The sequence below is a fragment of the Chryseobacterium oryzae genome (assembly GCF_022811665.1).
Taxonomy (GTDB): domain Bacteria; phylum Bacteroidota; class Bacteroidia; order Flavobacteriales; family Weeksellaceae; genus Chryseobacterium; species Chryseobacterium oryzae.
The window spans coordinates 1,986,903-1,999,269 of the sequence record NZ_CP094529.1 but is presented as its reverse complement, the minus strand read 5'-3'; the positions used below and the strand labels follow the sequence as shown (position 1 = coordinate 1,999,269).

Here is a 12,367-nt window from a genome sequence, read left to right as displayed (position 1 = left end):
GGTTTTTTTTATCTTTAACCTCTAATTATCTATCAATGAAAAATATATATCTAGTTCTTTTAAGTGTTTTTTTTATCAATTCACTGGAAGCTCAGAGTATAAACCTGGAAAAAAAGGGATTAATTGCTAAAGAAATGAAATCTTTTTCTGCAAAAATGGAAGCAGGAAATATTAATAACAATACTTTGAATTACGATTTGCAGTATCAGAGAATGGATGTAACGGTAGATCCTGCTTTTTTGCAGATTTCTGGTTCGGTAACCTCTCATTTCAAACCTTCTCAATCCCTCAACGCTATTTATTTTGATCTGAATAATAATATGCCTGTGTCGCAGGTTACTTATCATGGGCAAAGTCTTAATTTTCAGCAGCTTTCTACTAAAGAACTGAAGATTAATTTCACATCATCTCTGCCTGCAAATGTGCTCGATTCTCTCACTATACAATATTCTGGAGTCCCTTCTGCCTCTAACGGAGCTTTTTTTAACGGGACACAAAACGGTAATGCTGTTTTATCTACTCTAAATGAACCTTATGGCGCACAGGATTGGTTTCCTACAAAACAAAGTCTTAACGATAAAATTGAAAGATTCGATATAAAAGTAACCACTCCTTCTCAGTATAATGTAGCAGCCAATGGTAAACTGATGTCTGAAAACATTTTACCCAACGGACAAAAACTTACTTTTTGGAGAACGCAATATCCCACAGCTGCCTATCTTATAGCATTTTCTATTACGAATTTTGTTAAAATAAACGATACTATGGGAAATCCTCCTTTTCCGTTTGTTAATTACGTTTTCCCGTCTACCTCTCTCAATACTTCAAGTATGATTAATATAGACTGGACAAAAACTGTAATGAATACTTTTGAAACCTATTTTGGTGCTTATCCTTTCAGAAACGAAAAATATGGGCACATGGAATTTCAGGCTGGTGGCGGAATGGAGCATCAGACAATGTCTTCTATGGGTGCATGGAGTAAAGATTTAATTGCTCATGAACTAGCCCACCAATGGTTTGGAGACAAAGTAACCTGCGGTTTGTGGAATGATATATGGCTTAATGAAGGTTTTGCTACTTTTGGAGAACATGTTGCCAACGAAAAATTACTGATGACGAATTCTCAGTTTCTGAGCTATCTACTCAATCAAAAAAATTATATTACAAGTTCTCCGGGGGGAAGTGTGTATGTTCCGGACAGTAGTCTTGGCAACATCAATGCGATATTTAACAGTCGATTATCATACGCTAAAGGAGGATATGTGGTAAGAATGATTAAATGGATTTTAGGAGATACTGTTTTTTATCAGGCACTTAAAGATTATCACGCAAGACCTAATTTAGCATATAATTATGTAAAAACAGCAGACCTTAATGCATCTTTATTGCAATCTACAGGAAAAGATTTTACAGAGTTTTTTAATGATTGGGTTTACGGACAAGGTTATCCCATGTATGATATCAGATGGAAGCAGGTGGGAAATCAGCTTACTGTAAAAGCATCACAAACGCAAAGTCATCCGTCAGTATCTTTTTTTGAAATGCCTTTGCCAATAAAAGTTACAGGAACTAGCGGTCAGACCGCTTATCTGGTGCTTAATAATACAGCAAATAATCAGTATTTTACGGAAAATATTACGTTTCCCATCTCCAGTATTCAGTTCAATTATGATTATCAGATGATCGAGAATAATTCTACAGTTACGCAGGATAATAATTTGAATGTTAAAGAGGTGAAAAATACTGAAGTACATATCTATCCCATTCCTGCAAAGAATGAATTGTTTGTTTCTGGTCTCAGAAAAGAAGCAGAATTTAAGATTTATTCTTCCGATGCAAGATTAATTAAATCCGGAATTACAAACCAAAAAGTAGATATTTCATCTTTAGAAAAAGGAGTGTATTTTATAGTGATCGATTATAAGAATTTCAAGTTTATAAAAGAATAAATATAAAAGTTCAGAACCTTTATTGATGGTTTTTTCTATATTGTATTATCCATGCAATCAATTACAGAACCAACCGGTGAAATTGAATAAGCCTTACATTTGTTATTCAATAATTCGTTTATGAAAAACTTCGAAATATCTGTATTGGATTTGGCTCCGGTAAAAAGGGATAAAACCATTCACGACACGTATCAGGACAGTTTATCTTTGGCAAAATATGTTGAAGATTTAGGATATAAAAGATTCTGGCTTGCAGAACATCATAATATGGAAAGTATTGCGAGTTCTGCAACTTCGGTACTTATAGGTTTTATCGCGAATGGAACCCGAAAAATAAGAGTGGGTTCAGGAGGAATAATGCTTCCCAATCACAGTTCTTTAATTATTGCAGAACAGTTCGGAACATTAGAATCTCTATTCCCCGGAAGAATAGATCTCGGTTTGGGAAGAGCTCCGGGAACAGACGGTTTAACGGCTCAGGCATTAGGAAGAAATCCGGCAATAATTAATGAGCAGTTTCCAAAACAGATTTTAGAACTTCAAAAATATTTCTCCAAAGAAAATTCTGATGCTTTGGTTAGAGCTATTCCGGGAGAAGGACTAGATATTCCGATGTATATTTTAGGATCGAGTACAGACAGCGCGTGGCTTGCTGCGGAACTTGGTTTGCCTTATGCGTTTGCAGGGCATTTTGCTCCGGAACAGATGGAAATGGCTTTTAATATTTACAGAGAACATTTTGTGCCTTCCAAATATTTAGAAAAACCATACATTATTGCCTGTGTAAATGGAGTTGCTGCCGAAACTTCTGAAGAAGCTCATTTAATTTCCACCACTCTGTATCAGGCGTTTATTAATATTATAAGAAACGACAGAAAACCTTTTGCACCGCCCGTGGTAGATATGGATGATATTTGGTCGCCTATGGAAAAATCTATGGTACTTCAAAAACTTAAATTTACTTTAATTGGAAATCAAAAAGAGATTGAAGAAAAATTAAAAAGTTTTCAGGAGAGATTTAAGGTCGATGAAATCATGATAAATTCGCATATTTACGACCATGCCAAAAGACTGGAGTCTTATCATATTTTCAGAAAAGCAAAAAACTCCGTATTTGGCGAATAATAAACAGTTTATAATAATTGGAAGATGCATTTTTTTATGAGTATCTTTGCAGAAATTTAAAGTAAAAATGTCTGATATTAAATTAAATACTATTCCTGAGGCTATCGAAGACCTTAAAAATGGTAAAATAATCATAGTAGTAGATGATGAAGACAGAGAAAATGAAGGAGATTTTCTTTGTGCAGCTGAACTTACAACACCAGAAATCATCAATTTTATGGCACTTCACGGAAGAGGATTAATCTGTATGCCGCTTCCTGAAAAAAGATGTGACGAACTGGGGCTTGAAGTAATGGTAAGCAGAAGCAGCGACCCTAAAGAAACAGCTTTTACCGTTTCTGTAGATCTTTTAGGCAAAGGAACTTCTACCGGAATTTCTGCAGGAGACAGAGCTAAAACAATTCTTGCATTAATGGACGAAAATTCTAAACCTACGGATTTTATGCGTCCGGGACATATTTTCCCTTTAAGAGCGAGAAAAGGTGGTGTTTTGAAAAGAGCAGGTCATACCGAAGCAGCGATAGACTTAACATGTCTTGCCGGTCTTAAAGAGGGTGGGGTAATCTGCGAAATCATGAACGAAGACGGAACCATGTCGCGTTTACCAGAGTTATATGCCTTTGCTCAGAAACATGATATGAAAATTGTTTCTATTGAAGATTTAATTCATTATCAGCTTAAAAAAGGTAATTTAATTGAAAGAATTGAGGAAAGAAAGGTAAAAACAGCGTATGGAGAATACGATTTCTTTGCTTTTAGAGAAACCTCTAACGATCAGATTCACTTTGCGTTAACAAAAGGTGCGTGGACGGTAGATGAACCAGTTTTGGTGAGAGTTCAGTCTTCAGATTCGTACTTTGATGTATTGACCAGATTGAATAACGGAGAAAAACCACTGTTGGAAAAAGTAACAAAAATGGTTAATGAAGAAGGAAAAGGAGCGATTATTTTCATTAATAATGTTTCCAATTCAGAAAATACATTAAGAAAACTTCAGCAGTTTCTGAATTATCAGGACGGACAGCAACAGCATCCTACTTTGGCATTCAACTATAGAGATTATGGTATTGGAACGCAGATTTTAAAAAATTTAGGCATCAATAAATTCAAAGTAATTACTCAGAATCCTAATATCAGACCGCAGGTTGGGGGTTATGATGTTGAAGTAACGGAAATGGTTCAATTATAATTTCATCACTTTTATAAATAAAAAAAATCTGTCTCAGAAAATGGGACAGATTTTATTTTTTAAATTGAATATTATTTGTGCTGGTAATATCTCGCACCTTTCAGAACAGGATTTTCGAGTTCTATACGATCCAGCCCGAAACCGTTGTAATCTGGGTTTACAGAATGTTCAAGCTGTTTTCTGTGCAATTTTTCGTAGGTGTTGAAGTCGATGGCTAATCGGTTTTTCAGCGTTTCAAACAAATTCCATTTAGAAACTACTTTTTTCCATTTCGGTGAAACTTTTCCGGCAAAAACTTTAGATTTTGAACCACTTCCGTATGCCAAGAAGCCAATTTCTTCACCCGATAAATCTTCATTTTCATCATAAGAAGACTGAAAAGCAGAAAGCAACGCCATAAAAATGGACGCAGTGTACATATTTCCTATTTCTGATGATGCCCGTTGCGATTTTTCTATTTTTGAATTGATAAACTGGATGTATTCTTCAGATTTTGCTACAGATTTTTGTTCTTCAAGAGTATCGAAAGAAATCCCGTTTTCTAGGCTGTAAATTTCTGTAAAAACACGCTTTCCGTGGAAAGCATAAGGAAGATGGAAAATTAAATATCTCCAGTTTTCGTACGGTTTTGTTGTAGAAGTAATCTCTTTATAATGTTGGTAAGCTTCACGAATTCTGTCTTGATAACACTGGTTAGAATAGTGTCCATCAAAGACGGGTTCATCTGTAAAAATTTCTATTTTATCGGGAAAGTTTTCGGGAGATTCTTTCAGGTCCTCTTTTTTGAATTGACGTCTTGGTTTAAAAAAATCGAAAACACTTTCTGTAGCTACGCCCCATTTATTTTCAATTTCAATTAAGTTGGGCTCAGAAGAAATTAAAAGTGCTACTGCACCACCTCCCTGAGTGTATTCTCCGGGTGAAGATAGTTCGTATTTTGCATAATCACTTGCAATAACAATCGCTTTTTTGTCGGGATTTGCCTGTACAAAATCTAATGAATTATGTAGAGCATCTACCGCACCAATGCAGGCGAAAGTCATGTCTACCACATCACAGTTTTTGAAGCATCTTTCACCAAATTCATTTTCCAGATATTTTTCCACCATCTGCATTGCATAAGAAGCTGTTGGTTTTGCTGCATCCAGTGCACTTTCTGTTCCTATATATATTCTCGAAATGTCTTTAGGATTAATCTGATAGTCTGTTATCAGTTTCAAAAGAGCTTCTGCTGCGAAAGTTGCGGCATCTTCGTGTACATCTGGAAGTCCCATTTTGTGTAAGCCTAAACCTTTTTCAAGTTTTGCGGGTTCAATTCCTCTTTTTTCTGCTAAATCTTTAATTTCCAGGTATAAAGATGGTGCGTAAAAGCTTGCTGCTTCAATTCCGAAAGTCATCATCGTAAAAAATTTAAACGAATTTATAAAAATCTGTCTATTTAAAAGGCTTTTTCCTAGAGGAATTATTTGTTGAATTCAAATTTTTAATTGAATTTTTATAGGTGTATTGTATATTATGATATTAATTCCTATTTTTGCACCTCGAAATAATTAACAAATTTATTTACATTATGAACAATTACGAGACTGTTTTCATTTTAACTCCCGTTCTATCTGATGCTCAGGTGGAGGAAGCAGTGAAAAAATTCGAAGATCTTTTAAAAGAAAAGAACTGCGAAATTGTAACAAGAGAAAATTGGGGATTAAAGAAATTAGCTTATCCTATTCAATTGAAAAAGAATGGATTCTATACTTTAATTGAGTTTAAAGGAGAAGGTTCTGTAGTAGCTGATCTAGAATTGGCATTCAAACGCGACGAAAGAGTAATCCGTTACCTTACTACAAAACTAGACAAGCATGCTGTAGAATATGCTGTAACAAGAAGAACTAAACTAAAGGCTGCAAAAGCTTAATTTATTAACCCACAATCTAAAAAGACAAAGACATGGCAATAGATGATATGGCTAAACAAGCCTCAGCTGGAGGAGAATCTGAAGTAAAATTCCTTACTCCGCTTGATATCAATACAAAATCTGAAAAGAAATACTGTAGATTCAAAAAATACGGAATTAAGCATGTAGATTATAAAGATGCTGATTTCTTATTACAGTTCGTAAACGAGCAAGGTAAAATTTTACCAAGAAGATATACAGGAACTTCTTTAAAGTATCAAAGAAAAGTTTCTGCTGCAATTAAGAGAGCAAGACACCTTGCTTTGATGCCTTACGTAGCAGATTTATTAAAATAAGACTAAAAGATAAAAGAAGCAAGATGAAAGACTTTTGCTTCTTTTGTTGCTGAATAAATTATTTAATTCTAACTGTTTTAGACATCAGAAATTAGGCATCAGAAAAAATCTGAAATCTAGAATCTGAAATCTAGAATCTAAACAAGACAACAACAATGGACATTATCCTAAAAAAAGACGTAGAAAACTTAGGTCTTGAGTTCGACACAGTAAGTGTAAAACCTGGTTACGCAAGAAACTTCTTATTACCGCAAGGTTATGCAGTTTTGGCTACTCCAAAAAATAAAGCTGCTTTAGAAGCTACTTTAGAAGCTAGAAAAGAAGAAGAAGCTAAATTGATCGCTGCAGCTAACGCTAAAGTGGAACAATTGAAGAAAACTTCTGTTACAATCCCTGCAAAAGTAGGATCAGGAGACAGATTATTCGGTTCTATCAACAATGCAGATCTTTCTGCTGCTCTTGAGAAAGCTGGTGTTTCTGTTGAGAAAAAATACATCAAAATTCCTGGTAACACAATTAAGAGAACAGGTAAAGTAACTGCTAACATCAGATTACACAGAAATGTAGAGTATAACTTCGAGTTTGATATCGTATCAGACGCACCGGTAGAAGCTCCAAAGGCTGCTCCTGCTAAAAAAGAAGAAACTCCTGCTGAAGAAGCTTAAGAAATTTCTTTAAAATATTTAAATCCGTTATACAAAAAGTATAGCGGATTTTTTTTGTAATATAATGAATATCTGTATGGTATAAATTGAAAGAAATTACTCTTATATGATTTAGTATCCTGATTGTTTGCAATTAGCAATGAGTTTTTAGTATTGATTTTGTCATTCCGAAGGAATTTAAACTGTTGGTATTTCAGAAAGTTGAGACTTTTTTCATAATGACAAAAGCTGGTTTATTTCAATATGATGATTTATTTAATATCTATAGCTTTGAAGATAAATATTCAAATAAAAAAAAAGCGATGCATAATTATATTGCATCGCTTATAAGAATTTTAAAGTGAGATTGTTTTTACAGGCTCTTTAAAAGTTTTTCTGTATCAGTAGAATCTTCTCCACTTGCTTTTGCAAGTTCAATAGATTTTTCTGCCCAGATTTTTGCGTTTTTCTTATCACCAATTTTATGGTAAAGATTAGCCAAAGTATCGGTATTGGCATAATTTGTATTTTTATTCACCGATTCCTGAGCCCATTTTATAGCAGTTTCTAAAGAGGTCTTTGTGCTGATATTTTCAAAAAAGTTCCACGCTACAGAATTAAGTTCTTCAGAAGATGCAGAAGAGTAATCTTTATACGTTTCTAAAGCAAGCTTTTCATAAGTTGCAAAATCTTTTTCTTTTAGAGCCTTGTTAGATTTTACTTTTACCAATAGCTTTTCAGCTTCTGGCTGAGTCATGAATTTTTGAGTTTCCGCTAAGAAATATGCATCATTATACTTTTTTGTTTCAGGATTGTATGCCTTAGCAAGAATCGTATTAACTTTTACATTTTTATTGATGTTATCATAATTTTTCTCAGGCAACATTTTCAGAATATCTTGTTTTCTGTCCACAAAAATTTTGTATGATGGATCTTCGGTGCTTTTCATAACTTGAAACAAAAGCTGTAAGTTTGTTTGATTCAACTCTGGTTTGGCAGCAAAATAACGTTCAAGAACCATATTGGATAGTTTTGCATCGCTATACATTGTAAGTTCTGCAAGTTTTAACAAAAATTCTGGATCTTTTTCTCCTTTTTCAAATTTTTGTTTTAAGGAAGTAAGCCTTTTGCTTGGGTCTTCTGCATCTTTTGCAAACTGGATAAAATCTTTTTCCTCTACGTAACCAATCGTTCTGTGAACTTCTTCGCCATCGCCGTTAATAAACAGGTAAGTAGGAAAAACTTTTACATTATATTTTTTGGCAAGTTCAATACCTTCTCCTTTTTCCATATCAATTTTAGCATTGACGAAATGACTGTTGTAATGATCTCCAACAGATTGAAGCGGAAAGATGTTTTTAACCATCAATTTGCACGGTCCACACCATACCGCATAAGCATCAATAAATATAAGTTTGTTTTCTTTCTTAGCCTTTGCTAAGAGTGTTTTAAAATTTCCCTCTTCAAATTTGATTCCCTGTGCAAAAGCTAATGCTGCAAAGAATAATAAGGAAAATATTGCTGTCTTTTTCATGAATTTTTTTTGTTTGAACAAATGTAATAATTATGGTAAATATTTATTCTTTTTTAATAAAAATAATTTCGAATCTATGAAAGATTTGTTTTTATATTGAAATTGATAAGAATGTCAGTTTTAATCATATTACTAAAAATCAATGAGCCTTTGTTATTTTGAAATAATCCACATTTTAGATTTAAAACTAATGCTGAAATAAAATTATTTCTGATTGCAAGCAATCAATAAAAAATTAATCCGTCTCAATTTTGAAACGGATTATTGTAATTATAGATGAGTTAGTTTATCTGGAACCACCAACAGAAGTATTGGGTCTGGATTCTTTACTTTTATAATCTGTAGGTGTTGCAGCAGTATCTTTTAACGCTTTTGGAGTATCTTTATCCCGATCTGAAGATTTTTCGGAATGAGCAGCAGCAGTTTCGCCCATATCATTTCTCATGAAATCTTTATTGTGTTCTTCTTTAAATTCTTCTCTGTTTTCTTTTTTATCTGCACAGCTCAACAAACTAATTGCGGAGATTGCGACAATGGCAAATGTTGTTTTCATAATAGATGTTTTGTAATTTTAATTTGTTTTGGTGGAATATTTTGTAAGTATTTCAAGCACTTACATAATTTTATGGTGCAAAAAATCTGCCGAATATTATGATAAGTAAAATTATTCTGTTTGGCTTTAGTTTTTAAGTATTGAAAACACTATTTTTGCAAAAATATATTGTATGCAGAATTATCTTGAATTTGATTTTAAAATATCTCCCCTTTATCCGTGGAACGAAATATTAATGGCGGAGCTTATTGAAATTGGTTTCGATAGTTTTACAGAGGAATTTGATGGTATTTTAGGATACATTCAAAAAGATATATTCAATGAAAATCAGCTTCAAGGAATTTCTCTTCTCCAGAACAACGATGTTGAAATTCAATACTCTTATAAAGAAATGCCCAACATTAATTGGAATGAAGAATGGGAGAAAAATTTCGAGCCAATTAATATCGATGACAAAGTTTTAATTAGAGCAGAATTTCATGAATCTGTACCTGGAATGCATGAGATCGTTATTCAGCCTAAAATGTCTTTTGGAACAGGGCATCATCCCACTACCCATTTAATGATTCAGCAAATGATGGATATGGATTTTCAGAATAAGAAAGTTCTGGATATGGGTTGTGGTACCTCGGTTTTAGCAATTTATGCGAAACAGAATGGTGCAGCAGATACTTTAGCAATCGATATAGACGAGTGGTCGGTAGAAAACTCTAAAGAAAATGCTGTTAGAAATAATGTTGAGCTGAATATAGAATTAGGGACCGCAGAAAATCTTGGAAAAGAAAAGTTTGATATTATTCTGGCTAACATTAATCGGAATATTTTAATTTCGGATATTCCCACTTATACATCGGTACTCAATAATAGTGGCGAATTATTACTTTCAGGGTTATGTTTTTTCGATGTTGATGATATTTTAGAAGTCTGTGAAGAAAATAATTTAGTCCTTAAAAAGAAATTGCAGAAAGAAGAATGGGTAAGTTTACTTTTAAATAAAAAAGAAGTATTATTTTAAATATTACATGTTTTTTTAATAATAAATATGTTAAGCGTTAAAAAATAATAGAGCAATTTGTTTTAGTTCAATAAAATGTGTTTATCATTCTAAATATCTATTCTAAATATATTTGTAAGTTAGGAATTTAATTGTTAGATGAAAAAGCTTATACATGCTTTTAAATCTCTTTCTATAAGAGATTATTTTAAAAATATTAAGCTAAGCTATCCATCAGAATGGGTTGTGTTTGTTTTAGATGTTTTATTGTCAATTATATCTATTTCTATTTTATATTTTATTTTCGATAATCTTCATGTAAAAGAGAGTTTCTCTCGATATATTTTCTTTAAAATAGCTCTTGTAGTTATTGTGAATGTTATTTTCATTTATTTTTATCAAAAATTTACTAAAATCGCTCATCACTATGTTTTTTTTAAAATAATACTTTGCTCGGGGAGTACATTATTAACTATTTTGTTGCTCAATTTAATTCTTAAAAGCATTTTCGATGAATATATATATTCGAATCTGTTTATTTATTTATATTTTTTTATTTCGGTTTTTTTAATGTTTTTATTCCGATTATTAATAAAACAAATGTTTAGTGATTTGATTGATGCTCAAGCTTCTTTTTCAAAAATTAAACTTGCAGTTATTGGAGTGGATGGTAATTCGGTATCTGTAGCTCGTGCAATTTTGCATAATCGGAATTGTTCTTACAAGTTGAAAGGCTTTCTAATAAAACAGTCTGATTCTCAGAAAAAAATGTTATTAGGAAATAAAATTTATAATATTGATAATTTTTTTAAAGATAAAAATATACTTAATAAATTTGATGCTATATTGATTATCGAAGAAATTGTTTCTGAAGATGAGCTTAATAAATGGGTGACTTTAGCATTAGACAATGGTCTGAAAGTCTTAAAAGCACCAAATCTAAATGATATAAATGAGTCTAATGTTATAAAAGGAATTAGTAATTTACAAATTGAAGACTTACTCAAAAGAAAGTCTAATAAAAGCGAAAATATTGAAGTTAGAAAAAGGCATTTTGGGAAAAGTATTTTGGTAACGGGAGGAGCGGGTTCAATAGGTAGTGAAATCATAAAACAAGTAGCTCAATTTAAACCCTCAGTAATAGTTATTGTAGATCAGGCAGAAACACCTTTGTATAATCTGAAATTAGATCTTTTAGAAAAATTTCCAGAGCAGAATTTTAAGTTTGTTTTAGCAGATGTTTCCAATAATTATAGTTTACAAGTTTTATTTGAGAATTATTGGTTTTCTATGGTTTATCATGCAGCGGCATATAAGCACGTCCCTCTTATTGAAGAAAATCCCCATGAAGCAATATTTGCAAACGTTTTGGGAACAAAAAATGTTTCTTTACTCTCAAAAAAATATAATGTAGAACATTTTGTGCTGTTGTCCACAGATAAAGCTGTTAATCCAACTAATATTATGGGAGCTTCAAAGAGAGTGGCAGAGATGTACGTCCAGGCACTTTATGGATGCAGAGATAATTCTACCAAATTTATTACTACAAGATTTGGTAATGTTTTAGGATCTAATGGTTCGGTAATTCCTCACTTTAAAAAGCAAATTGAAAAAGGTGGTCCTATTACGGTTACACATCCAGAGATTATTCGTTATTTTATGACAATACAAGAGGCTTGTGAACTGGTTTTGGAAGCTGGAACAATAGGAAATGGCGGAGAAATTTTTGTTTTTGATATGGGGAAACCTATTAAAATTTTAGATTTGGCTAAGCAAATGATTAAATTATCGGGGTTTACTTTAGATGAAGACATAAAAATAAAATTTATTGGTTTAAGACCTGGAGAAAAATTATATGAAGAAATTTTAAAAAATAATACAAAAACCTTGTCTACTTTACATCAGAAAATTATGATTTCTAAAGATGTCAATATAGAGTTTGAAAAAATAGATCGACTTTGTAACCAAATCATTAAAGCTGCAATTAAAAGAGATAAATTCCAAGTTGTAAGCATCCTTAAAGACATTGTTCCAGAATTTATAAGCAATAATTCTGAGTTTGAGATTTTAGATAGAAAATAATAATAAAATTCAGAGTTGGGAGAGTTGGGTTACAAAGAAGATTAATA

The 12,367-nt window shown here is 32.3% G+C and carries 11 protein-coding genes; 8 read left to right on the top strand and 3 right to left on the bottom strand.

Annotated elements, in window-relative coordinates; genetic code table 11:
• Nucleotides 1-35 precede the first annotated feature (35 nt).
• The 3 genes from MTP08_RS09175 to ribB all read left to right on the top strand — a co-directional run bounded on the left by MTP08_RS09175 (nt 36) and on the right by ribB (nt 4,266).
• Complete coding sequence (locus MTP08_RS09175) at nt 36-1,952, top strand: M1 family aminopeptidase (protein ID WP_243575741.1); 1,917 nt, start codon at nt 36-38, stop codon at nt 1,950-1,952.
• A 120-nt stretch (nt 1,953-2,072) separates the two neighbouring features.
• Complete coding sequence (locus MTP08_RS09170) at nt 2,073-3,077, top strand: LLM class flavin-dependent oxidoreductase (protein ID WP_243575740.1); 1,005 nt, start codon at nt 2,073-2,075, stop codon at nt 3,075-3,077.
• A 67-nt stretch (nt 3,078-3,144) separates the two neighbouring features.
• Entirely contained in the window at nt 3,145-4,266 is a 1,122-nt protein-coding gene (gene ribB / locus MTP08_RS09165) for a 3,4-dihydroxy-2-butanone-4-phosphate synthase (protein ID WP_209391030.1), read from the top strand.
• A 71-nt stretch (nt 4,267-4,337) separates the two neighbouring features.
• Here the strand turns inward: ribB and MTP08_RS09160 are convergent, their stop codons facing one another.
• Nucleotides 4,338-5,663: a hydroxymethylglutaryl-CoA synthase family protein gene (locus MTP08_RS09160; RefSeq protein WP_243577746.1), complete on the bottom strand. Its 1,326-nt coding sequence runs from the start codon at nt 5,661-5,663 to the stop codon at nt 4,338-4,340.
• A 173-nt stretch (nt 5,664-5,836) separates the two neighbouring features.
• Between MTP08_RS09160 and rpsF the strand changes: the two genes are divergently transcribed.
• The 3 genes from rpsF (at nt 5,837) to rplI (ending at nt 7,178) form a co-directional block, all read left to right on the top strand.
• Nucleotides 5,837-6,178 carry a 30S ribosomal protein S6 gene (gene rpsF, locus MTP08_RS09155; RefSeq protein ID WP_089743038.1) on the top strand — a complete coding sequence of 114 codons (342 nt, stop codon included), beginning with the start codon at nt 5,837-5,839 and terminating at the stop codon, nt 6,176-6,178.
• A 32-nt stretch (nt 6,179-6,210) separates the two neighbouring features.
• Nucleotides 6,211-6,513 carry a 30S ribosomal protein S18 gene (rpsR, locus tag MTP08_RS09150; RefSeq protein WP_056215709.1) on the top strand — a complete coding sequence of 101 codons (303 nt, stop codon included), beginning with the start codon at nt 6,211-6,213 and terminating at the stop codon, nt 6,511-6,513.
• Nucleotides 6,514-6,668: 155 nt separating this feature from the next.
• Complete coding sequence (rplI, locus tag MTP08_RS09145; RefSeq protein WP_243575739.1) at nt 6,669-7,178, top strand: 50S ribosomal protein L9; 510 nt, start codon at nt 6,669-6,671, stop codon at nt 7,176-7,178.
• Nucleotides 7,179-7,530: 352 nt separating this feature from the next.
• Here the strand turns inward: rplI and MTP08_RS09140 are convergent, their stop codons facing one another.
• Nucleotides 7,531-8,691 (bottom strand): thioredoxin family protein, encoded by a 1,161-nt coding sequence (locus MTP08_RS09140; protein WP_209391028.1) that lies wholly within the window; start codon nt 8,689-8,691, stop codon nt 7,531-7,533.
• A gap of 286 nt (nt 8,692-8,977) precedes the next feature.
• On the bottom strand, nt 8,978-9,244 hold the full coding sequence (locus tag MTP08_RS09135; protein ID WP_209391027.1) for a hypothetical protein: 267 nt from the start codon (nt 9,242-9,244) through the stop codon (nt 8,978-8,980).
• A gap of 172 nt (nt 9,245-9,416) precedes the next feature.
• Here MTP08_RS09135 and prmA point away from each other — a divergent pair, with 172 nt between their 5' ends.
• Nucleotides 9,417-10,259, top strand: coding sequence for a 50S ribosomal protein L11 methyltransferase (gene prmA, locus MTP08_RS09130; protein ID WP_243575738.1), 843 nt, complete (start codon nt 9,417-9,419; stop codon nt 10,257-10,259).
• A gap of 747 nt (nt 10,260-11,006) precedes the next feature.
• Nucleotides 11,007-12,320: a UDP-N-acetylglucosamine 4,6-dehydratase family protein gene (locus MTP08_RS09125; protein ID WP_243575737.1), complete on the top strand. Its 1,314-nt coding sequence runs from the start codon at nt 11,007-11,009 to the stop codon at nt 12,318-12,320.
• The last annotated feature ends 47 nt before the right edge of the window (nt 12,321-12,367 follow it).